This window comes from Pseudomonas sp. GV047 (genome assembly GCF_003058245.1).
Lineage (GTDB): Bacteria > Pseudomonadota > Gammaproteobacteria > Pseudomonadales > Pseudomonadaceae > Aquipseudomonas > Aquipseudomonas marginalis.
Window position 1 is genome coordinate 488,611 of the sequence record NZ_QCWA01000004.1, and the last position, 21,376, is coordinate 509,986.

The 21,376-nt window shown below is 62.3% G+C and carries 24 protein-coding genes; 14 read left to right on the plus strand and 10 right to left on the minus strand.

The genetic code is table 11. The features are described 5' to 3' along the window. The first annotated feature begins 1,510 nt into the window (after positions 1-1,510). On the plus strand, positions 1,511-2,203 hold the full coding sequence (locus C8K58_RS33090) for a methyl-accepting chemotaxis protein (RefSeq protein WP_370671250.1): 693 nt from the start codon (positions 1,511-1,513) through the stop codon (positions 2,201-2,203). Between the two features lie 60 nt (positions 2,204-2,263). Here C8K58_RS33090 and C8K58_RS13405 read toward each other — a convergent pair whose 3' ends face one another. Beyond that, the gene (locus C8K58_RS13405; RefSeq protein WP_108573813.1) at positions 2,264-3,385 is read right to left on the minus strand and encodes a lactonase family protein; all 1,122 of its coding nucleotides are present in this window, start codon (positions 3,383-3,385) and stop codon (positions 2,264-2,266) included. A 126-nt stretch (positions 3,386-3,511) separates the two neighbouring features. Here C8K58_RS13405 and C8K58_RS13410 point away from each other — a divergent pair, with 126 nt between their 5' ends. The 3 genes from C8K58_RS13410 (at position 3,512) to C8K58_RS13420 (ending at position 7,027) form a co-directional block, all read left to right on the plus strand. Next, complete coding sequence (locus C8K58_RS13410; protein WP_223841619.1) at positions 3,512-4,420, plus strand: hypothetical protein; 909 nt, start codon at positions 3,512-3,514, stop codon at positions 4,418-4,420. Positions 4,421-4,697: 277 nt separating this feature from the next. After that, the gene (locus tag C8K58_RS13415; RefSeq protein WP_092354971.1) at positions 4,698-5,156 is read left to right on the plus strand and encodes a transposase; all 459 of its coding nucleotides are present in this window, start codon (positions 4,698-4,700) and stop codon (positions 5,154-5,156) included. A gap of 131 nt (positions 5,157-5,287) precedes the next feature. Next, a complete protein-coding gene (locus C8K58_RS13420) occupies positions 5,288-7,027 on the plus strand; it encodes an OPT family oligopeptide transporter (protein ID WP_092354968.1) in 1,740 nt (579 codons plus the stop codon). 29 nt (positions 7,028-7,056) lie between these two features. On the opposite strand, the gene C8K58_RS13425 is transcribed toward C8K58_RS13420, so the two are convergent. The 4 genes from C8K58_RS13425 to C8K58_RS13440 all read right to left on the minus strand — a co-directional run bounded on the left by C8K58_RS13425 (position 7,057) and on the right by C8K58_RS13440 (position 9,967). Then, positions 7,057-7,683, minus strand: a complete 627-nt coding sequence (locus C8K58_RS13425) for a glutathione S-transferase family protein (protein ID WP_108573814.1) — start codon at positions 7,681-7,683, stop codon at positions 7,057-7,059. Positions 7,684-7,722: 39 nt separating this feature from the next. Then, positions 7,723-8,202 (minus strand): VOC family protein, encoded by a 480-nt coding sequence (locus tag C8K58_RS13430; RefSeq protein ID WP_108573815.1) that lies wholly within the window; start codon positions 8,200-8,202, stop codon positions 7,723-7,725. Between the two features lie 21 nt (positions 8,203-8,223). After that, the gene (locus C8K58_RS13435) at positions 8,224-9,483 is read right to left on the minus strand and encodes a hypothetical protein (RefSeq protein WP_027604034.1); all 1,260 of its coding nucleotides are present in this window, start codon (positions 9,481-9,483) and stop codon (positions 8,224-8,226) included. 103 nt (positions 9,484-9,586) lie between these two features. Further along, a complete protein-coding gene (locus C8K58_RS13440) occupies positions 9,587-9,967 on the minus strand; it encodes a cupin domain-containing protein (protein WP_027604035.1) in 381 nt (126 codons plus the stop codon). 142 nt (positions 9,968-10,109) lie between these two features. On the opposite strand from C8K58_RS13440, the gene C8K58_RS13445 reads away from it, so the two are divergent. Beyond that, positions 10,110-10,832 (plus strand): hypothetical protein, encoded by a 723-nt coding sequence (locus tag C8K58_RS13445; RefSeq protein WP_108573816.1) that lies wholly within the window; start codon positions 10,110-10,112, stop codon positions 10,830-10,832. A gap of 98 nt (positions 10,833-10,930) precedes the next feature. On the opposite strand, the gene C8K58_RS13450 is transcribed toward C8K58_RS13445, so the two are convergent. The 3 genes from C8K58_RS13450 to C8K58_RS13460 form a co-directional block, all read right to left on the minus strand. Next, complete coding sequence (locus C8K58_RS13450; RefSeq protein WP_027604037.1) at positions 10,931-11,302, minus strand: hypothetical protein; 372 nt, start codon at positions 11,300-11,302, stop codon at positions 10,931-10,933. A gap of 76 nt (positions 11,303-11,378) precedes the next feature. Continuing rightward, a complete protein-coding gene (locus C8K58_RS13455) occupies positions 11,379-11,858 on the minus strand; it encodes a DUF3757 domain-containing protein (protein WP_158277077.1) in 480 nt (159 codons plus the stop codon). A gap of 136 nt (positions 11,859-11,994) precedes the next feature. Beyond that, on the minus strand, positions 11,995-12,942 hold the full coding sequence (locus tag C8K58_RS13460) for a hypothetical protein (RefSeq protein ID WP_108573817.1): 948 nt from the start codon (positions 12,940-12,942) through the stop codon (positions 11,995-11,997). A 192-nt stretch (positions 12,943-13,134) separates the two neighbouring features. On the opposite strand from C8K58_RS13460, the gene C8K58_RS13465 reads away from it, so the two are divergent. Then, positions 13,135-13,800: a hypothetical protein gene (locus C8K58_RS13465; protein WP_092354950.1), complete on the plus strand. Its 666-nt coding sequence runs from the start codon at positions 13,135-13,137 to the stop codon at positions 13,798-13,800. A 14-nt stretch (positions 13,801-13,814) separates the two neighbouring features. After that, positions 13,815-14,501, plus strand: coding sequence for a tetratricopeptide repeat protein (locus C8K58_RS13470; protein ID WP_175472291.1), 687 nt, complete (start codon positions 13,815-13,817; stop codon positions 14,499-14,501). 138 nt (positions 14,502-14,639) lie between these two features. Here C8K58_RS13470 and C8K58_RS13475 read toward each other — a convergent pair whose 3' ends face one another. Further along, positions 14,640-15,791, minus strand: a complete 1,152-nt coding sequence (locus tag C8K58_RS13475) for a hypothetical protein (RefSeq protein WP_092354945.1) — start codon at positions 15,789-15,791, stop codon at positions 14,640-14,642. Positions 15,792-16,014: 223 nt separating this feature from the next. Here C8K58_RS13475 and C8K58_RS13480 point away from each other — a divergent pair, with 223 nt between their 5' ends. Then, a complete protein-coding gene (locus C8K58_RS13480; RefSeq protein WP_074847337.1) occupies positions 16,015-16,248 on the plus strand; it encodes a hypothetical protein in 234 nt (77 codons plus the stop codon). A gap of 35 nt (positions 16,249-16,283) precedes the next feature. Here the strand turns inward: C8K58_RS13480 and chrA are convergent, their stop codons facing one another. Continuing rightward, a complete protein-coding gene (gene chrA / locus C8K58_RS13485; protein ID WP_092354942.1) occupies positions 16,284-17,492 on the minus strand; it encodes a chromate efflux transporter in 1,209 nt (402 codons plus the stop codon). A 129-nt stretch (positions 17,493-17,621) separates the two neighbouring features. On the opposite strand from chrA, the gene C8K58_RS13490 reads away from it, so the two are divergent. The 6 genes from C8K58_RS13490 to C8K58_RS13515 all read left to right on the plus strand — a co-directional run bounded on the left by C8K58_RS13490 (position 17,622) and on the right by C8K58_RS13515 (position 21,376). After that, positions 17,622-18,194: a nucleotidyltransferase family protein gene (locus C8K58_RS13490; RefSeq protein ID WP_108573818.1), complete on the plus strand. Its 573-nt coding sequence runs from the start codon at positions 17,622-17,624 to the stop codon at positions 18,192-18,194. 68 nt (positions 18,195-18,262) lie between these two features. Then, the gene (locus C8K58_RS13495) at positions 18,263-18,703 is read left to right on the plus strand and encodes a TspO/MBR family protein (protein WP_065925072.1); all 441 of its coding nucleotides are present in this window, start codon (positions 18,263-18,265) and stop codon (positions 18,701-18,703) included. Then, positions 18,703-19,629: an alpha/beta hydrolase fold domain-containing protein gene (locus tag C8K58_RS13500; RefSeq protein ID WP_108573819.1), complete on the plus strand. Its 927-nt coding sequence runs from the start codon at positions 18,703-18,705 to the stop codon at positions 19,627-19,629. Before C8K58_RS13495 ends, C8K58_RS13500 begins: the two co-directional genes overlap by 1 nt. Before the next feature lie 208 nt (positions 19,630-19,837). Further along, positions 19,838-20,377 (plus strand): hypothetical protein, encoded by a 540-nt coding sequence (locus C8K58_RS13505; RefSeq protein WP_223841618.1) that lies wholly within the window; start codon positions 19,838-19,840, stop codon positions 20,375-20,377. Beyond that, positions 20,374-20,826, plus strand: coding sequence for a GNAT family N-acetyltransferase (locus tag C8K58_RS13510; protein ID WP_166655304.1), 453 nt, complete (start codon positions 20,374-20,376; stop codon positions 20,824-20,826). The genes C8K58_RS13505 and C8K58_RS13510 overlap by 4 nt, the downstream gene beginning before the upstream one ends. A 76-nt stretch (positions 20,827-20,902) precedes the next feature. Beyond that, the gene (locus C8K58_RS13515) at positions 20,903-21,376 is read left to right on the plus strand and encodes a DUF1203 domain-containing protein (RefSeq protein WP_027604047.1); all 474 of its coding nucleotides are present in this window, start codon (positions 20,903-20,905) and stop codon (positions 21,374-21,376) included.

Below are 21,376 nucleotides of genomic sequence, written 5' to 3' on the forward strand. Positions count from 1 at the left end.
GCGCGTCGTGTGCCCTGTTTCAGGGCTGTGCAGCAGCGGCCCGTATCTTGCTAGTGCCAACCTAATCAATGACATGGCATTTTGCCGTTAGTCATTTCAAGGCTTCGCCTGCCGTCTAACGCGTGGGTTGTTTTTGGGAGTGGACATGCACAGCCTTTTATCACCCGGTATCCGCCTGCTCGGACGTTTCGGCTTCGCGCGTAAGTTCCAGATCCTGTTCTTCCTGTTCATGCTGCCCCTGGCGGGCAGCCTGTGGATGATCGGCCAGGACTATCGCGACAAGTTAGGCGTGATTTCCGCTGAGCAGTCCGGCCTTCGTCAACTGTTGGCCCTGGACGCGCTGGATGGCCAATTGACCGTCCAACGTAACCTGGCTGCGCGCTGGAAAGCGGCGGACATCCTGCATGCCCCGACGCCAGCGGCGAAGGCGGCGATGGATAAGGTGGATGCCAATTTCCCGCTGATCCTGCAAAGCCTGCAGGCCCTCGGTGATGCCCTGAAAACCCAGAACGCCGGCGCTGACGTCCTGGCCCGCTTCGAGGCTTTGCAGGCCACGGTCAAGGGCATGGACTCGGCGTCCCTGCGCACCGTGGGTTGGTGGCCGGATGGCTACGACCGCTTCACCGCCGCGCTGACGGCGATGCAGGCCCTGCGCGAACAGATCACTCTCGACGCCGGCCTGATCCTCGATCCCTGGTTGGAAACCTACATGCTCATGCAGATGGGCACCCAGCAAACGCCCGACCTGATCGAGCGTATCGGGCGGATGGCCAGTGTCGGGCAGTCCTCGATTTCCTCGGGGCAGTTCACCTTGCAGAGCCGTTTGCAGATGCGCGACTTGCGCAGCCGCATCGGCGATGCGCGGGATCAACTGGTCAAGGCTGCGGCTTCGCTCAAGGCCAAGCAATACGCCGGGATGGAATCGTGGACAGCGCAATACGACACCAGCCTGCAGTTGTTGGATAACGAACTCAAAGTGCTCGACGACGGCGTGTTCGGCGGCAGCATCAAGCTGGATACGGCCGGTTTCGAGCGCAGTATCGACGCCATGCTTACCTCGCTTGGCGCGTTGCGTGTTCAGTCGCTGACGTCGATGGATGCGCGCCTGGACTACTACCACGAGCACGCGAACACGCAATTCATACCGATGGCGGCAACGTTCAGCCTGTTGGCGTTGGCGGCGCTGTACCTGTTCATGTGCCTGCAAGCGTCCATCCGTCGAAGCGCCAGCGGCATCACTACGCTGGCCGAGTCCCTGCGCGACGGCAACCTGTGCGTGGCCGTGACGGTAGAAGGGCGCGACGAACTCGCGGCGATCAGCACCGCGCTGAACGTCGCGGTGGTGCAATTGCGCACCAGCCTGCTCGGCGTCAATCACGAAACCCAGCAACTCGGCTCGGCGGTGCTCACCCTTAATTCGCAATCGGGCAGCACCCTCAGCGAAGTCGAGGACCAGCAGCACCAGATCAGCCAGATCGCCGCCGCCGCCACGCAGTTGGCCGCCACGTCCATGGGCGTCGCGCGCAGCTGCGAACAGGCCTCGGGCAGTGCCCAGCAGACCCGGCGCATCGCCGAGGACAGCAGCCGCGACAGCCAGCGCACCACCGCCAGCATCCAGCAGCTCAACCAGCGCCTGACCGACACCTCGGACGCCTTGCAGCAGGTCAGCCAGCAAGGCCAGCAGATTCAATCGGTGGTCGACACCATTCGCGGCATCGCCGAGCAGACCAACCTGCTGGCGCTCAACGCAGCCATCGAAGCCGCCCGCGCAGGCGAGCAGGGCCGGGGGTTTGCGGTGGTCGCCGATGAAGTGCGTAGCCTGTCGCAACGCACCCAGGCCTCGACGGCGCAGATCGCCGGCACCGTCGACAGCCTGCGCGCCACCGTGAGCCAGGCGGTGACGCTGATGGGCGCCGCGTGCGAGCAGGCGTTGACCGATGCCGAGTCCGTCACCGGCCTGGGCACGCGCCTGGGCGAGATTGCCGGCGCGGTGCAGAACGTCACCGACACCCTGGCGCAAATCGCCACGGCGGTGGAGGAGCAGGCAGCGACGGCGGATGAAGTGAGCGGCAATATCCAGCAAGTCGACCAGGCCGCCGGGCGCCTGCTGGACGGCGCCCGCGCGGTAAACCGTGCGGCGGACACCTTGAGCAAGGGCAGCCAGGCGTTGAGTGATAACACTGCACGGTTTCGCCTGAGCTGAGGCCTGTACACCCTCAAGATCCAACCCTGTGGGGGGCAAGTCCCCTCCCACAGGTTCAGGTCAGTTGGCCGAGGTATGCAGCACCTCAATCCACAGCGCCCCCTTGCCCGACGCCGCTTCCCCCACCCGCTTCAACGCACCGCTGGCGCTGACTGCATAGGTGCCGACCTTGTCGCTTTTTTCACCGGTCACCAGCAGCCAATGCCCGTTGGGGGAGAACGCGATATTGCGCGGCTGCTTCTCCTCGACCGGGTAGTTGTCGACATAGCGCAGGCCGCCGGTGGCGGTATCCACCGCAAACGCCGACACCGAACTGCTGCTGCGCTCGCTCATCAGCAACAGCTTGCCGTCCGGCGACAGGCGCAGGTCGGCCGCCCAGATGCGCGGTGTCGGGTCGTCTTTCAGGTCATTGTTGCGCGCGTCACGCACTTCACCATGGGCCAGTTTCAAACGCTCGGGAATGCCATTGGCCACGCCAATCTGGGTCAGCGCGCCGGTACTGTCATCGATGGCAAACGCGGTGACAGTGCCGCTCATTTCACCGACCACATACAGGTACTTGCCGTTGGCCGAAAACGCCAGGTGCCGAGGCCCGGTATTGGCCGGCACGCTCACGAAGCCGCTTCCGATCGGGGTGAGTGCGCCGGTGGCGGCGTCGAAGTGGTATTGCAGCACATGGTCCGTGCCCAGGTTGCCGGCGTAGGCAAAGCGATTGCTGGGGTCGGTGCGCAGCGAGTGGGCATGCAGGCCGGTCTTGTAGGTGTGGATAGGTTCAGGCTTGTCGATGGGCTGGACGCTGAGGGTATCGGCACCGTAGGACGCCGCGAGCAAATAGCGCCCGGCGCGGTCGGTGGCCAGGTACGCCATGCTTTCGGCCAGTGGCGCCTTGGACTGCGGCGTCAGGCGGCCGGTTGTCGGGTCGATGCTGAAGCCCTGGACCTGAAACGGCTTGACCCGTAACGCCGCGAACAAGGTCTTGCCGTCGGGGCTGAGGGCCATGGGGTTGACCTGGTCGCCGGCCGTCACTTGCTCGACCAGGCTCAGGGCGCCGTTACTTTCGTCGAGGCGGTACTGGGAAATCAGCCCGTCAACCGGGCTGGAGATGTACGCAAACGTGGCGGCGTGGGCGTGGGCACTGAGGCCGCAGACCACAGCGGCGGCCAGGAGCAGGGGTTTGTTCACAGGTGATCCTTTATTGTTATGGGCGTGATCAGTCATCGTATGACTGTAGGCGGGTCTCGGCAATGATTGTTTTATCGGTGGTCGGGGCGCTGTATCTCTGCCCGCGCCAAGGGCATGATGCGCGGCATGAATAACGATCCCATCGCACTTTACTGGCGCTTCAAGGCCCCCGATCCCGGCATCGGCCCGCGCGAACAGGCACCCATGCTCGCCCAGGAGCAGGCCTGGGCACGGGAGCATGCAGCCGGGCATCACTTCAGTTGGATCGAAGTGCTGCTGCCGCCGCTGTGCTTTGGTGTGTTCCTGCCCAGCCTGGTGTTCATGCTGGGCGTGTGGCTGTACGGGGCCGCGTTCGCGCCAGGGCTGGACGTGGACCGTGTCATCGGCGACACCTTTGCCTGGCAGGTATTGGCGGCGGTGGTCTTTACGGCGGCCTGGGGGCTGCGCAACTACCTGCGTGATACCCGCGATCCCATCAAGCGCTACTGGCAGGCCATGCCGGACCAGGGCGTGGTCGAGCTGGAGCGCCACAGGCTGGTGTCGGGCACCAGCCTGTGGGCCTCGGACTACGATCCCGACTGCAACGCCCTGATGCAATGGAAAAACGGCCAGCTCGAACGCACCCAGAGCAGCGGGGTGTCGCAGTGGATCGTCGCCAAGACCACGGCGGGCCACTGGCTGGTATTCAAGGACGAATACCCCGGTGACTTCACGTACAACCGAGTCGGCCGCATGCCGGCACCGGACAAACAACTGCAACCCTGCCAGGACCTGGCCTTTACCTTCGCCCCCGGCACCAACCTGATGCTGGGGCGACGTTTCGACGGCGAACCGCTGCCCTTGCTGGACACCGGGTATTGGCTGGCGGCCGATGAGCTCAAGCGCCTTACTGCAATCGCCCATCATTGGGCGTTTTTCCCCCCGGACCGCTATGGCGTGGTCAATCCCCGGAACGGGCCGTGGGTGCAGCAACTGTTGGACAAGGCACAAGCCGATGGCGAGGTGGCCGGGGGAACGGGTTGTACGCCCGCGTAGTGGTGAACGGACTTTTTGTGGTGAGCGGGCTTCTGTGGTGAGCGGGCTTGCCCCGCGCCGGGCCGCGAAGCGGCCCCATCAAGAACACCGCGTTTTTCCAGGTGAATCCTGATAACAGCTTTTGGGGCCGCTTCGCAGCCCGGCGCGGGGCAAGCCCGCTCACCACAAAAGCCAGGTCACTCCGGGCTGGATACATTCAGTCACCCGATGACACTGGCTCGCCAGCTACGGCGCGCTAGTGTTAATGCTTTTCAGGACGGTCCCCAGGAGCATCGGAATGCGCCCCACACCCCAATCCCATCGCCTGCGTCACGGTCGTTACTCTGAATACGGACGCAGTTACCTCATTACCATTGTCGTGCATCACCGTCAGCAGCTATTCACCGACCTTTATCTGGGTCGTCTGTTGGTGGCCGAATTCCGGCAGGTTCATGAGCTGGGATTGGTCGACTCTCTGGCCTGGGTCATCATGCCTGACCATATTCACTGGTTGTTTGAGCTGAAGCGGAAGACCTTGCCCGACGTGGTGCGGCGTATGAAGTCGCGTAGCACGCTGACCATCAACCGGCGTCGTCAAAGCAAGGAGCGTGTCTGGCAATCCGGTTATCACGATAGGGCTGTCCGTGCGGAGGATGATGTTCGCAAGATGGCTCGCTACATCATTGCCAACCCTTTGCGGGCCGGGTTGGTGGAGCAGGTAGGGGATTATTCGTTATGGGATGCTGCATGGCTCTGATTGAGTAATTGATGGCGCAGTGGTTGAAGCCCGCTCATCAAAAAACGGTGCCCGCTTGCCGCGTAGGAACCTTCAGGCCTTGAGGGGCTCACTTGTTATGTCGTCCTGTTCCCCTGCCGAAAGGAATCCGCATGCATGCCACCTCATCAACGGTCCCCCTTCATCCCCCCGTCGAACGCGAACTGAGCCTGCGCGCGGTCATCACCGGCACCGTGCTCGGTATCCTGCTGACCCCTTCGAACGTGTACGCCGGGTTGAAGATCGGCTGGTCGTTCAACATGTCGATCATTGCCCTGCTGGTGGGGTATGCGATCTGGCAGGGCCTGGCGAGGCGGTCGTCGGAGCAGCTGCCGTGGACGCTGCATGAGAGCAATATCAACCAGACCGTCGCCTCGGCCGCTGCTTCGATCATTTCCGGTGGGCTGGTGGCGCCGATCCCGGCCTATACCCTGCTGACCGGCAACCAGCTGGATGCGCTGCCGATGATCGCCTGGGTGTTCTCGGTGAGTTTCCTGGGCATCTGGATCGCCTGGTACCTGCGGCCTTCGTTGCTCAATGACAAGGCGCTGAAGTTTCCCGAAGGCATGGCCACCCTGGAAACCCTGCTGCATATCTACAACCATGGGCGCGAAGCGGCGACGCGCTTGAAGGTGCTGCTCAGTGCGGCGTTGCTGTCCGGGCTGATGAAGTGGGTGGACACCTTTGTGTGGGCCTTCCCGCGTTGGTCGCCAACCGCCCAGTTGGAGCGCCTGACCTTCACTGCCGACCCCTCGCTGTTGCTGCTGGGGTTTGGCGGCATTATCGGCATTCGTGTCGGCCTGACCCTGCTGCTCGGCGCCTTGCTCGCCTGGGGCGGCCTGGGCCCGTGGTTGCTGGCGCAAGGCCTGGTGAGCTTGCCGGCCGGCAGCAGCGGCCCGCAATTTGCGGCGTTGGTGGAGTGGTTGCTGTGGCCGGGAGTGAGCCTGATGGTGTGCTCGACCTTGGCGTCGCTGACGATTCGTCTGTGGGCGTTATACACCTCGACCAAGTCGGCCGGCGGGCAAGCCTGGAGCGTACCCAAACCCGGGCCGGCCGCCGGTTTTGTGCTGTCGATCGTATTGGTGGTGAGCCTGCAGGCGCTGTTGTTCGGCATCAACCTGTGGATGGCGTTGCTGACCATCCCCCTGGCGATCTGCCTGGCGGCCGTCGCTGCCCGTGTGGTGGGCGCCACCGGTATTCCGCCGATTGGCGCCATCGGGCAGTTGTCCCAGCTGAGCTTCGGTATCGTCGCGCCGGGGCAGGTGCCGATCAACCTGATGAGCGCCAACACCGCTGGCGGCTCGGCCGGGCAGTGCACCGACCTGATGAACGACTTCAAGGTCGGCAAGGCCATTGGTGCCACGCCTCACAAGCAAGTGATCGCGCAGATCCTGGGGATTTTCATTGGCAGCATCGTCGGGGTGTTCGCGTACCTGGCGCTGATTCCTGATCCGCATTCGATGTTGCTCACCGAGGAATGGCCGGCGCCGGCGGTCGCGACCTGGAAAGCCGTGGCGCAAACCCTCACCCATGGGCTGGATTCATTGTCGGCGAGCATTCGCTGGGCGATCGGTATCGCAGGGCTGGCCGGGGTGTTGCTGGGCGTACTCGACAGCCTGTTACCCGCCCATCGCGCCCGCTACCTGCCCAGTGCTGCCGCGTTGGGGCTGGCGTTTGTGCTGCCAGCTTCGGTGTCGCTGATGATGGCCCTGGGTGCGGTGCTCACCTGGCTGGTGAGCTGCCGCTGGCCGAGCCTCACCGAGCGGTTTGCGATTACCGCAGCGGCGGGGTTGATTGCGGGAGAGAGCATCACCGGCGTGGGCGCTTCGCTGTGGCAGATGGCGGCGCCTTAGCCTCTGTCACGCAGTCGAGGGCAAGCTACTCACTTGGCAAACGCATACTCCCCACCCTGTTCCAGCGCCTGGCGATAAGCCGGGCGTGCCTGGAACCGCTGTACCCACGCCGCCAGGTGCGGGTACGCCGCCAGCTTGCCCTGGGCCTTGGCGATTTCGCCGATAAAGCTCATCTGGATGTCCGCGCCGCTCACGTCATCCCCCAGCAGATACGGCGTGTGTGCCAGCGCCTCGTTGAGGTAACCGAGGTAATTGGCCACTTCCGATTCGATCCGCGGGTGCAGCGGCGCACCGGCTTCACCCAGGCGGCCCACATACAGGTTAAGCATCAGCGGCAGCATGGCCGAGCCTTCGGCGAAGTGCAGCCATTGCACGTACTGGTCGTAGGCGGCCGTGGCCGGGTCCGGCTGCAGGCGGCCATTGCCATGGCGGCGGATCAGGTAGTCGACGATGGCGCCGGACTCGATCACCACGTTGGCGCCGTCTTCGATCACCGGGGATTTACCCAGCGCATTGATCGCCTTGAGTTCCGGCGGCGCAAGGTTGGTTTTCGGGTCGCGCTGGTAGCGCTTGATCTCGTACGGCAGGCCAAGCTCTTCCAGCAGCCACAGAATGCGCTGCGAACGTGAGTTGTTGAGGTGATGGACAATGATCATGGGAACTCCGCGGGGCATGGGGTGTGTAGGAACAGACTGCTAGGCGGGTGCAGAGTGCCCCGAATCGGCAAATGCTTTCAGGATAAAGGCCTCCAGCCAGTGTTCCTCCAGAATCTCGATAGAGAAATTCCCAAAGCGCTTGGGCAACCAGATAATCCGTCCACCGGACGGCGTTTGCAGGTTCTCCCGTGCCAGGGGCTGGCCGTTTTCATCTTCGGGTTGTACACCCGACGCGATCAATTCGTCATAGGCCTGCTCGATGTCCGGCGTCGAATAGCAGTGGCGGTAAATCATGCCTTCGCCATGGGTGTCCAACAGCGCCCTGAGGTTGCCTGCGATCGGCTGGACCAGCATGAACCGCTCTCGCCCCATCAACGCCACTGCGTAGCGCACATGCAGGCCGCCGCGTTCCCAGACGAAGGTCTTGGAGATGCGCGCGTTGAGCACCTGTGCGTAGTACGCGCAGGCGTCCTCTAGGTTTTCGACCAGTACATCGACGTGGCTGAATTTCAGTTCCATGGCATACCTCCTTTTTGCCGATTAACGCACCACCTCGAACGCCGTGTATTCATACGCCGAGCGCATTTTGCTCGAGGTCGTTGCCAGCGTCAGGGCAATGCCCAGGTCTTCGATAAACGCGCGCGAGGTCTTGTAGTCGCCTTGCTCGCACTCCAGCTTGATGGCGTCGCCGGTCAACGAGGCAAACACCTGTCGGGCCGGGAAGCGCTGGCCGACCTTGCAGCTCACAAAGGTATCGAGTGGGGTATCGGTCGGTTTGCCGGGCACGTTCGCCATGTGCAGGTTGGCGCTCAGCGTCTGGCCAGGCGTCCAACTGCTCGGAATACTCAGCTCGGCTTCGCGGGTCAGCAGCACCTGCCCGTCGCCCACGCCGTTCATCTTCGACTTCAACTGGATCAGGTCCGCCTGTACCAGGCGCTCGACATGGAAGGTGTCGCTGTAGATCTCATTCTTGTTCAGCAAGCCACCCACCGCCGTAAAGGTCACCGAGGTGGGGCTGTCGTTGCTGCCATCGCTTTTTTTCGACAGGTACGTGTAGCTCAACGTCTTGAACTTCGGCTGCAGCAGGGCCGAGTCGAGGCGCTGGAGCACGCTGGCGGGGACGGCGACGTCGTTGATGCTTGGTTCCACGATAGTGCGCGGGTAGTCCACCGGTTGGATGTCCGGCCGCGACCAGGCCAGCAGCGCCGCATCCACACCACCCTGCAACGAACAACTGATGCGCGATTGCGTGCCGTCGCTGCCCTCGGGCTCTACCAGCAGTACGCGCTCGACTTCGCGGGTGCCTGGCGCGGTGCCGGGCCGTGGCTTGATGGCCTGCCAGCGGTCGCCGACCTTGAGCTCGCTACGGATGTAGGCGCCGTCGCCTTTTTGCAGGCGAGCCGGTTGGTCGAGCAGCGGGGCAAGGCGTTGGGCAACCTCGTCGATGTTGCCTTGCACAACAAAGCCCCAGTAATAGTAGAGCCCCAGGTTGCCGAGGTCGGTGGCCTCGTCGGCGTACGACAACAGCTTCAAGCCGGCGATGGGCGGCGTGCTGACCGGCACCGCGTTAGCCTTGCGGTCCGCGCGGTTGACCACCGCGATCCACGCGAAGTCTTTGTCCTGCTTGAGCGGTGCGTAGGCCTGCCAGGCGTCGCGGTGGCTGTTCAGGCGGCTGAAGAACGTCGCGTCGCAGCGGGTGAAGGCCTTGAGCGTGTCGGTCAGCGCGGCGTCGTCGGCGTGGGCGATGGAAGGCAGCAGCGCAGAGGCGAGGAGGAGGGCGGCGGCGGTGGGCAACTTCATCGAGCGGGATGTCCGTATCGGGGGCGGGAGCTGGGCATTATCCAGAAATTACCCGCTAAAGGCTCGGTTCAATGACCGAGAGTATCTACACCCGCGCCACTTTTCAGATCCACAGATCATTCGTGGCCGTACGTTCGCCGCCTTCGTGGCCGGTATTCAAGATGCCTCGAGGCTCAATCATCATCAGCTTCGCCTCACCCTCGGCGGCAGTCCGATGTTCAACGCCACGCGGGACCACATACAACTCGCCCGCCGCCACGTACACCGGGCCTTCCGGCAGATCGATACGCAGCGTCCCTTCGAGCACCAGGAATGCTTCGTCGGTTTCCGGGTGCGAGTGCCAGATGAACTCCCCTTCGATGCGCACCACCTTGAACTGGTAGTCGTTCATTTCGGCGACGACCCTGGGGCTCCACTGCGCGTCGATGAGCGATGCCTTTTGCGCGAGGTTTACCGGTTGTGCCGAGTGCTGTGACGTAGCCATGATCCATCCTCTGGTAGGTAAGACGGCCAGACTATCGAGGCCGCGGAGCGCCTGGCTTGTACGATCCTGCAGGTTGGTCGTCTAAAGCTCGGCCGATTTCCGGCGATAACCTGTATGAACCCGCCAATCAAGGATCGATGAAATGGCTCTTTCCGTCAGCGCTGCCTATCTCCCGCCGGCCAACACCAGTCTTACACTTTCCGAGCAGAAACTCGTGGCCCAGCCCCTGACGGACGCCGCGAAAGACGCGTTGGCCAACGCCGCCCCGGCAGCCGTCTACCATCCCAGTGGATCAGCCAGCGCCCCCTTGGAACCGCTGGAGGTGGTCGACACCTGGGTCGGTCGTACCCAGTCGCGAGACTTTCCTCGCCGCGCTGAAATCTTCAACGGGGCGTTCAGTACGCTGAAGGCTTCCTACAAGTCATTCGAGTCAGCGCTGTCGGCCACCGCTCCCGACTTGGCCGGCAAAAAATACGGCTTCACCGTCGAAGCCGATGGCCGTCTGAAAGTGCTGGATTCGGCCAGCCAGCTCAGCCGCTCGGATACCCAGCGGCTGACGGATTTGCTCAACCGATCCCTGGGCCTGAAAAGCGCAGCCATTGCCTACCGGAATGCCGCCATCGACACGGTGGACGCCGATTCCGTCTGGTCGGGCCTGGGGTTTTACAGCCTGACTAACGAAAACTTCGCCAAGACCCTTGATCTGGCGCCTCTACTCACGGATCACGACCCATCGGACATCAAGGGGGCCAAGGACCGGACTTTTATCCAACAACTGCAATACAAAGGCGAGCGGGCGACGCAAGCGACGGAAGCGGCGATGTATGAGCGGCGTGGAGTGCAGCGGTTCAGTACGCAGGCGTGACCTGCCTGGTGGGGTAAAAATGCAGCCGTGCAGCAACCATCGCGAAAGCCCGCAGATGCCATGCCCACTGGTACAACCGGCGCCAGGAAGACGCGCACTCACACCTTGGCCGTATGCACCTTGGCCAGGCGCACGCGCCAATCGCCGTCATGGCGCAGGCGGCATTCTTCCTCGGAGTCGAAGTGTACGCAGCGCTCCATGGGCGCGCCGCGCACGTCCGCATCGTTGAGTGCGGCGGCAGTCAGCTCTCGCATGCGTGTGTCTGCCCCGGTCGAGAGGGCGTGCTCCTTGCTGGCGCGGCTGTCGAACACCCAGATCACCCGCAGGCTTTGGGGGAAGGCGTTGTAGTCGACGGTGTGGGTCAGCCAATCGAAGCCGGGGATTTCAGTCTTGGCGGTTTCGCAGGCGTCGGTGAGGGCGGCGATGAGGCAGCGGTCGAGGCGGGCGGTTTCGCGATGGGTCAGGGGCATAGAGAGTCTGCAGGGGCCAAATGCCTGAGATTAGCAGCGTGCATGCCTTAGGGCATCAGCTTACGGCGAAGATCTATCACGGCACTTCGGTGAATATCGTGAATTGGCAACCGTCCACCGAACCAGCCCGGCAGAAGTCGTCTGCCGTCCAATTTGGGCCGACCGCGCGAGGTCGTACAGGGAAACGCTGGGACATTCTCAAAAACGCCAACTGCTCCGGCCCCTCGTAGTCACAGGCTACGAAATAATATTCGGGCTGGCCTTCGCGTTGCTGCGCAGTGCGAATAGCGGCCGATTCAAACTTCATTCCCTTGAGGTAGTGCTCTTGTGCATAGGGGTTCTCACCTTTCCATCCGCTGCCGGGTGAAAGTGCGGTGTAACTATAGCCTTTTAACTCTTTGGTCTGGTGGATGTTCCCGATACCCGGGCACATACTGCCGGCCGTGTTGGTATTGGAACTCGATGTACAGGCTGCAAGGTTGAACAGTACCGCAGGCCACAGCAAAATCATCGATGCTGCGCGGATGGACACCAGGTTCGAGCTGGAGATGTGCATGGCGAACTCCTCGGCTGAGTAGTCTTTACTCTGAACGCTGACAGCCGTGGCGGATACTGTGAATGTTGACAGGTCGGCAGATGGCGCAACCGCAGTCAAAACCATAAAAGAGCGATCTTGTGTCGTAGGGCGGCGCTCAGGGATTGGCTTTAAGTCGGCCCAGTATCGCCGTGCGCAGGCAACCCCAGGCGATCAACCCGATAATCAGCACCTCGGCGATGCCGACAAGCAGGTTGAATGAAAAAACCATCGGTTGCTCAGCCCAGTAAAAACTTGTCGACCCCGTTCGAAGCCCGCTGACCCGCAGCCGTCCGGTCAACAGCGCACGCATCAATGCGATCACGTGAGTCAACTCCAGCACCGCCAGGAACGCTCCCAGCAGGGTGAGCAGGGCGCGGGCGGGAAGGCCGAGTTTCTCGCTCGATTCGTGTGAAGAGGTGAGCTCTTTCCCCTTCGGCTTGACCCCCTTTGCCGCTCTGTCGTGGGCGGGGGCGGGCCTATAGGCGGTCGCCCTGGCCGCCGGATCGACCACCACCTCGGTGGGTACCGGCAGGTTCAGGTAGCCGGCCAGCTCACGCAGCCACCTGTCGGTGCGTTGACTGCCCGGCACCACCGGCACGTTGTCGGTGGTCAAACGCTGCTCGCTGCCATCGCGCATCACCAGCCACAGCTGGGTATAGACCGGCTCGGCCTGTGGGCGGCGGCGAAGTTCGAGGGCATGGAGGGCATTGATGCTGAACACCGACTGCACCCGTTCGCGGCCGCCGAAAAAGTTACGGGTGCGGCGCGTGCCTTCACCGCTGTGCCGCGATAACAGCAAGGTCTCGCGGGTGCCGGTGTACACCATCAGCAGCAGGCCAAGAGCAGGAATCAGCAGCAGGCCGAGCACGATCAGCAGCGAGGACAGTGGGTCCAGGTCCGCCATCGACGCATTTTCAGCGCTGAACCCCAACACGACGAAGGCCAGCGGCAGGATGAAGGCCATTGCGCCGGTCAGCAGCACGAATGCGCTTTGCACCCGATTGCGCGAGTGGATGTGCAGGTCACCCTGGGCGGTGCGCTCGAAGCGATGGCCGATCAACATGCAGCTCTCCTGGTGCGCCGTTTTTAAGGTTGCTCGAAAGTCTGTGACAGGCGGTGCATGTCGCAGCGCAGGATAGCTTATGCCGGGCAGGGCCGGACCAGCCGCACAGGGGTATTCTCCGGCAGGCCCGTATTGCTAAAGTTTCCCACTCACCCGCCGACAGCTGTTGTTCCCACTTCACGGATGATTTTAATGTTCCGCTCTCTTTTTTCCGGCGTTGCATTGCTCGCCGTCGCCTGCACTGCCCACGCCCGTGCCGTCACCACGCCCGAACAACTGCTGACCGAGTTCTCTCGTTGCGATGCGCATTTCTTCGAGAGCCTGCGCGATGCGCGCTTACCAGCAGGTACCTTGCGCCTGAGTGACTACGGTTCGGTCAAGGCACCGACCATCATGAGCCCGCTGCAGGAAGGTGGCACTTACCAACACTTCGAAACGCCCCTGATCGTTAACGGCGTGCGTATGGTCGGCTATTACAACCAGGCCCAAACCATCAAGGACGTCGGCAATTTTCTGTTCTGGGGTTTTGTAGCCGATGGCTCGCCGCAAGAGGTGGCTGCAAAGCTCAAGCCGCTGATCGTTGATAACGCCCGTTTTGTCAGTCAGGGCAAAGCCATTACCCGCGCCGAAATCCGCCGTGTCGGTGACCCGATCGGCCAATGGCGCACCGAAGGGCTGACCGGTCCCGGCGTCGCTACGCCGTTTGGTTTCGTAGACCGTGTGCTGATGGTCGACGCGGGCGACACGTCCCCGTCGCTCGTGGGACACACCACCGTGTTTTGCTCGCTGCAAGGCACCGTGACCGCGCCGCTCCTGCAGGTCTATCGCCCTGACCTCAACGCTCATCTGCTCGACTGACAAGGATGCTGATCATGAATACTCGCTGGCTCGCACTGATTGCCTGCTCCGCCTTCCTCACCGGTTGTGCAGGGATGCAGAACCCGCAAAAAGCCAACCTTGCCCACTGCGCCAACCAGTTAAAGGCGTCCAAAGCCGAAAACTACCCCCTGGTGCTGCAGGAAGGTGATCTATGCCTGCAGAAAGCTACGCTGCCTGCCTCGCTGCATAGTTTGATTTATGCGGTGCAGGCCGACGCCTACCTCAACCTCAAGCGCTTTCCCGAAGCCTTGGCCGCCAAGGAGAAATCCATGCAACTGGTGGTCAAGCCTGAGCCGCGCGCCTACCTGGACTTGAGCGCCATGTATCGCGCCGCGGGTAACCCGAAAAAAGCCCTTGAGCTCGTGCAGTACAACCTTGACAACGGAATGGGAGAAGCAGGAAAGGGGGCCGGCTTCAATATGCCGACCTACTATCATCTGGGCCTCGCACTGACAGACCTGGGTCAGTACCGGGAGGCCGCCGAAGCATTCAGTACCGGCCTTCAGCGCCAGCCGGACTACGCCTGGGCCTATTATGCGCGCGGGATCGCGTACGACCATTTGGGCAACAGGGAAGACGCCAAGGCCGACTTCATGAAGTTCTCGCAGATCGTCGACAAGAAGTACCTGGAGCAGGAGAACAAGGCCAAGCTCGCGGAGTACAGGATTTCCATGCCGTAATTGGAACACCCGCTTAGGGGCGAATGTGCACGGGGTGGCCAGGCTCTGTTGTTCATCTGTGCTGCGAATGGTTGGGGGGCTGCTGCGCAGCCCAACGGGAGCAAGCTCCCTCGCCACAGGGGGGAGCGTTTGCCTTGGTCAGTTCGCTGCAGCTGCCGCATGCTTCTTGGCCCGTAGCGCCAGGCAGCGGTCGTATTCAGTTGTGAAGGCTTGGTTCGGTGTGTCGTTGGCGTGAGTCAAGCGCACCACTCGGATGATGCTCCGCATATCTTGGGCATCCTGGCCTTTGAGGCCCCTGGCATCCACCAGGTATTGCTCGGCTTTTTCGATGGAAAAGCCTTGGTTGTTGGCGTCGGTGGCGACTTTGTTCATGGCGGAATATTTGTAGCATTGCTGCACGTCTTCGTTGCGTTGGTTATCCCAATTCACTTGCTCGGGCGTGCGGGCGGCCAGGGCTTGTTGGCGGGCGGCTTCGTCGCGTTGGGCCTTGAGTCGTTTTTCCTCGCGGACGGCGGCTTGGTCGGCGAGGCTTTTTGCGTCGCGGGCGTCTTCGGCGGCTTGGTAGGCCTTATCTTGCTCGGCCTTGCGCGCCCATGCCTGCCGGTCGATCTCTGCGCGTCGGGCGTCTTCGCTGGTTTGTTCGGCGTTGGCCTGCACGCGATGCTGGCTGAGGCGTGCGGTGCTGGCAATGTAGGGTTGTTCTTTTTGCAGCGCTTCCAAAAACGCCTTGAACGCACCGACTTGCTGGCGTGAAGGGGCGGCCTCGCACATTTTCATCAACACACCCAGGTCCTGCGCCAGGAAGTGCTTGGACACATCGACCAATTGCGCATGCACGGCGGGGTCGTTGCGGGTGATGACCATGTCGGGAGCCATGATGCGCAGCAGGTTTGAGACCGTGGACGGGTACAGGAAGGTGCTGGCGACCGCGCAGGTCTGCACTGTGGCGTTAAAGTTTTTGTCTTGGATCTGTTCGATGGCCGAAGTGCGGTAGTTTTCGATGTTTTTCAGCTGCAGGGCGTCGGTGTCGTACAGGCTGACGGGAACGCCCATGTCCTTTTCCAGGATGTCGGCGTAGATCCGGGCAAGCCGGTGCAGGGTTTCAAAGTTGTCACCACCGACCGTGGTAGACACCAGCGTGGCGTAGCGGTACTTGCTTGCGTCGGTGAGGCTGGTTTTCAGGGTGCCGAAGTTGTTTTTATCGGAACTGTAGAGCCCGGCGCTGGCGGTGGCCGGCATGAACGCGAGCAGCAGCAGGCTGGCGGCGAGCAGTGTCTTGAATGGCGGCATTGCCTGTCCCTGGTCTTTGTTGGATGAAGTGTGCGGGGCCCGCGCGATGACGCGAGGCCGGGGTGATGCATGATAGCTAAATGACATGGTGAAGGCGTCTTGAGTTTAAAGGGGGCATCAGGCTCACCCGGAAAACAGCCCCTTGCGGCGTATAACGGTCTACCATGCCACCCCCGGCAGTGGTTCCACGCGCTACCGATCTCTCTCTTTCAAGGTATCGCCCATGTCCATCGACCAAATCAGCCTTCCCAAGGGTGTAGGCCCTCACGCCATCAAGCTGCTTGACGCCATCACCGGCGCGTCCACCCCCGAAGAACTCAACCGTGCCGGCGGTAAGGCGGAAGGTTTTGTGTTGGGACTGGAGTCCACCAAGGCCATCAAAAGCCAAATCGCCGAGTCGTTGTATGTGGCTTACGACGATGCGGCGGGTCATCGGGCGGGTGAGTTGAAAGGCTGATCATCAGCCGGAGCACGGCGCGGTGGCTGGGCGGCTCACACCGTAAGACTTAATAACCATCCCGCCGCGCCGCTTCCTACAACCACCAGCCACGGTGGCAGTTTCCACACCATCAGCGACACCAGGCCAATCAGCGCCAGGGCGACGTCCTGGGCGGTGAAGATGGCGCTGGTCCACACCGGCTGGTACAGCGCCGCCAGCAACAGGCCGACCACCGCCGCGTTCACGCCCGCCAGCGCGGCTTGGGTGCGCGGGCTGCGGCGCAGGCTTTCCCAGAAGGGTAGCGCGCCCAGCACCAGTAAAAACGACGGTGTGAAGATCGCCAGCAGGCAGAGCAGGCCACCGAGCCAGCCGTTCGGCGCTTGGGTCATCGAGGCGCCGAGGAAGGCGGCGAAGGTGAACAACGGGCCGGGCATGGCTTGGACGGCGCCGTAGCCGGCGAGGAACACATCGTTGCTCACCCAGTGGCGGGGCACGACTTCGGCTTGCAGCAAGGGCAGCACCACGTGGCCGCCGCCGAATACCAGCGCGCCGGTGCGGTAGAAGGCGTCGGTCACGGCCAGGGTTGGGGTGGGCAGCCACTGGGCGAGAATCGGCAGACTGGCCAGCAACAGCCCAAACAGCGACAGCCATAGCGCCCCGGCGCGACGGCTGATGGTCACGGGCAGGGCGTCGTGTGCGGTGGGCGGTGCGGGCTTGAACAGCAGCAGGCCGGCCATGCCCGCGATGAGGATCACGCCGACCTGGCCCCACGCCGATGTTTGCAGCAGGGCCACGCAAGCGGCGAGCAGCATCACGGCCACGCGCGGGGCGTTGGTGCACAGGTTGCGCGCCATGCCCCACACGGCCTGGGCGACCACGGCGACGGCCACCACTTTAAGGCCATGCAACGCGCCGGGAGGGATGGCGGTGCTGTGCCGGGTGATGCCCAAGGCCAACAGGATCAGCACCACGGCGGACGGCAAGGTAAACCCGAGCCACGCCGCCAATGCGCCGCCGTACCCCGCGCGCGACAGGCCGAGGGCGATGCCGACCTGGCTGCTGGCGGGGCCGGGCAGGAATTGGCACAGTGCGACCAAATCCGCGTAACTGCGCTCGCTCAGCCAGCGTCGCCGGGTCACGAACGCGTCCCGGAAATAACCCAGGTGCGCAATCGGGCCGCCAAAGGAGGTAAGGCCCAGGCGCAGGAAAATCAGAAACACTGACCAGGGGCTTTCGCGTCGATCTGCAGGGGAGTCAGCCAAGGCGGGCGGTCTCGGTGAGGGCAGGGCATCGCGGCACCTTAGCGAATTTTGATGACGTGAAGAAGCGGCGCCAGCGCTCAATGTTGTACCGTTGCTCCCCAGGACCGTACCGATGATGAAGGAGCCCCCATGACATTGACCGTCGACACCCTGCTCGAACTGGCCATGGCCAACCCCATCAACGCCGAAATCACTGCGCGCCTGCCTGACCTTGGTGTGGACCAGTGCATGCTCACGGCGGGCTGCCTGTTCCAGGCGGTGTGGAATCATCAGGCGAATCTGCCGGCTGATCAGGGCGTGAAGGATTACGACGTTTTTTACTTCGACACCGACCTGTCCTACGAGGCGGAGGATGCGGTAATTCGTGCGGCGGATGAGCTGTTCAAAGACCTTGGCGTGAATGTCGAGGTCAAGAACCAGGCGCGGGTGCACCTTTGGTACGCTCGGCGCTTTGGTCGGCCTTACCCGCAGTTGCAGTCGGCGCGCGACGGGGTCGACCGTTATCTGGTGGCCGGTACGTGCATCGGCTTGGAGATTGCCACGGGCGACGTGTATGCGCCGTATGGGTTGGAGGATGTGGAACTGGGGATTTTGCGGATTAATCCACTGCATCCGGAGCAGGCGTTGTTTGAGCAGAAGGCGCGCAGTTATCAGGCGCGGTGGCCCTGGCTGAGGATTGTCGGGTTGGAGATACCGGAATGAATTGGCGCTGAACTTTTAGGTAGGTGTCGCACGTCCAAGTTTCAAATCACTCCCGCCAAGGACAGACGATGACCTTCTTTATCTTCCTGCTTGCCTGCGCCGCCGCCGCCAGTACCGGCGTCATTTTCAAACCCGGCGCCTGGTACGAATCCCTCGTCAAACCCAGCTTCACCCCACCCAATTGGCTGTTCCCGGTGGCCTGGACGATCATCTACCTGCTGCTGGCCTGGGCCGGCTATCGCTTGAGCCTGATCCCAGGCAGCCAAATGGTGCTGGCGCTGTGGGCTGCGCAAATTGCCCTGAATACCCTGTGGACACCGGTATTTTTCGGCGCGCATCGCCTGCTGGCCGGGATGGTGATCATCGTGTTGCTGTGGATCACCGTGGCGGCGATGGTGGTGCTGGCCGTGCGCCTGGACCTGATCACCGGCTTGATCCTGTTCCCGTACCTGGCGTGGCTGTGTGTGGCGGCGGCGCTGAATTTCTCGATCCTGCGTAATAACCGCTGATGGCTCGCCAACCGTGGCCCGTCAGCGAGGCGGAACTGGCCCAGATGCGCCGCTTCAATCAGAAGCTCGCCTGGCTGCCGCGCTTCAAGATCCGCAATCGCGTTACGCCGCGTTTGATCCAGGCGCTGTTGCGCGTCAGTCAAACGCTCAAGCGTGCCATACCGGCTGAAAGCCGGATTGTCGACGACGTCCCGGTGCGCATCCTGCGGCCAAACGGCAAGCCCAAGGGCGTGGTGCTGGATATCCACGGCGGCGGCTGGGTGATCGGCAATGCGCAGATGGATGACGACCTCAACCTGGGCATGCTGCAGGCGTGCGACGTGGCGGTGGTGTCGGTGGATTATCGCTTGGCGGTGGATACGCCGGTCGAAGGCTTGATGGAAGACTGCCTGAACGCCGCACGTTGGCTGCTCACGGATGATGAATTTGCCGGGCTGCCGGTGATCGTCGTCGGTGAATCGGCCGGTGGGCATCTGGCGGCGGCGACATTGCTGGCGCTCAAGCAATGGCCGGAACTGCTCAAGCGCATAAGCGGCGCGGTGCTGTACTACGGCGTTTATGACCTGGCCGGTACACCGAGCGTACGCGCGGCCGGGCCTGAAACGTTGCTGCTGGACGGGCCGGGGATGGTGGAAGCGTTGCGCATGCTCACGCCGGGGCTGAGTGATGATGAGCGCCGACAGCCGCCGTTGTCGCCGTTGTATGGCGACTTTGAAGGGCTGCCCCCGGCGTTGATGTTTGTCGGGGAGTTGGACCCGCTTAAGGATGACACGCTGCTGACCGCCGAGCGGTGGCCCAACGCTGAAGCACACCTGCTGCCGGAGTCGGCCCATGGGTTTATTCATTTTCCGGTGGCGATGGCGGATGGGGTGTTGGCCTATAGCCGGCAGTGGATCACTCAGTGCATTGATGGCGAACAGGCATAACTGTATAGGCGCCTCTTTAAGGATCACCCATTCCTCTGTGGTGAGCGAGCTTGCTCGCGTTGGGCTGCGAAGCAGCCCCAAAACCAGCCAGTGCAGAGTAAGCCCGCTTCCCACAGAAAGGACCGATTCACCACAACCGCCTTATCTTTTATCAGCAGGCCGGGTACCCTCTTTTCTCCAAACATTCCCCCCAAGCAAAGGAAAGCACGTGAAGATTCTCCAAGGAGCCATCGGTCTATCGGCGCTGTATCTGCTGGCAGGCTGTGGCCAGGTCACCGAAAAAACACTGACGTTCGATGTGCCCTATGGGATGTATGAAACCGTTCTGCGCCAGAACGTCACCGGAACAGGCCAGTTGACCTGCAAGGTCACTACCGACAACCAGGACCGCGGCGAAAAGTGGGTGCCGTCGGTGATTCTTGCGGCGGCCGAGGACGCTGCCGAGGACGACACCCTGTTTCTTTCCAGCTACACGCCCACCGACAGCGACCAGCGCTTGTTCCAACTGCGCACCTTCAACAAAGCCAAGCCGGTCATCGACACCTTCTTCCATCGGGCCCCCGACCAACGCGGTGTGTATACGTTGCGCCTGACCTGGCAGGCGGACGGCGCCATTGGTTATCAGGTCGCCAGCGGTGGGGCCTGGGAAGAGAGGAAGCTCGTGGACAAGCCCGGTTTTTCCGTGCGCCACGTGAGCGTACATGCCTCCGGTATGAAGGGCAGCGCTGTGTGTGAGTTGCGTGAGTGAACGCGCTGACGTTGAGGCCGGCGACGGTGACTGATCTGCCGTCGATCTATCGGGGAGAGCAGGACTACATCCGCCGCTGGGAGCCCGACCACGAAGCCGCCTGGCGGCTCCAGTTGGAGCGCCACCTTACGCGCTGGGTCGATAACTTCGAACGCTTGACGATCGCGATGGTGGGCGGGCAGTTCGCCGGTTATTCGCTGTGGACGGCAGAGGAGGGGGTTGCGGAGCTGTGTACGATCAACGTCAGTGACGCTTACCGACGCCAGGGGATCGGTCGGACGTTGCTGGACGCTTACGTGGCGGCGGCTGGGCAGAATGACTTCTTGAAGTTGCGATTGAGCGTACGTTCCGATAACCCTGCCCGGCTGATGTATGAGCGCGCCGGGTTTGTCTGTGTGGGCACAGATTCGAACGACTACCTTTGCTACGAGCGAGCCAGCCGCCCGTGAATATCACCGCAAGAATCGGATAGCCCCCGCTGTCCAGGTGCTCGTCTCATAGGGCTCACCCTAAGAGGCGCCCACCATGAACTTCCGCATTACGGGCCTTGCTCCCGATCCATTTCTCAGTGTGTTTGGTTTGCCCGACGATGAGCTTGCCGCGCGAGGGATCAAGCGTTACCGAGTCGACCGTCACCCCGGTTTTCCCGACCGCATAGAGATGAAAGACGTGCAGGTTGGGCAGAGCGTGCTGTTGCTCAATCACGTCAGCCAGCCGGCGCATTCGCCGTACCGTGCGTCGCACGCGATTTTCATCCGCGAGGGGGCGACGCAGGCTTTTGACGCGGTTAATCAGGTGCCGGAGGTGATGCGAATCCGGCTGCTGTCCCTGCGGGCATTTTCCGAGGAAGGCATGATGGTGGATGCAGATGTCGTGGAAGGGCTGGTGATTGAGCCCTTGATTGAGCGGATGTTGGCCAATCCCGAGGTCAGCTACATTCATGTGCATAACGCCAGGCAAGGGTGTTATTCAGGGCGGATAGATCGGGTACCGGCTTAA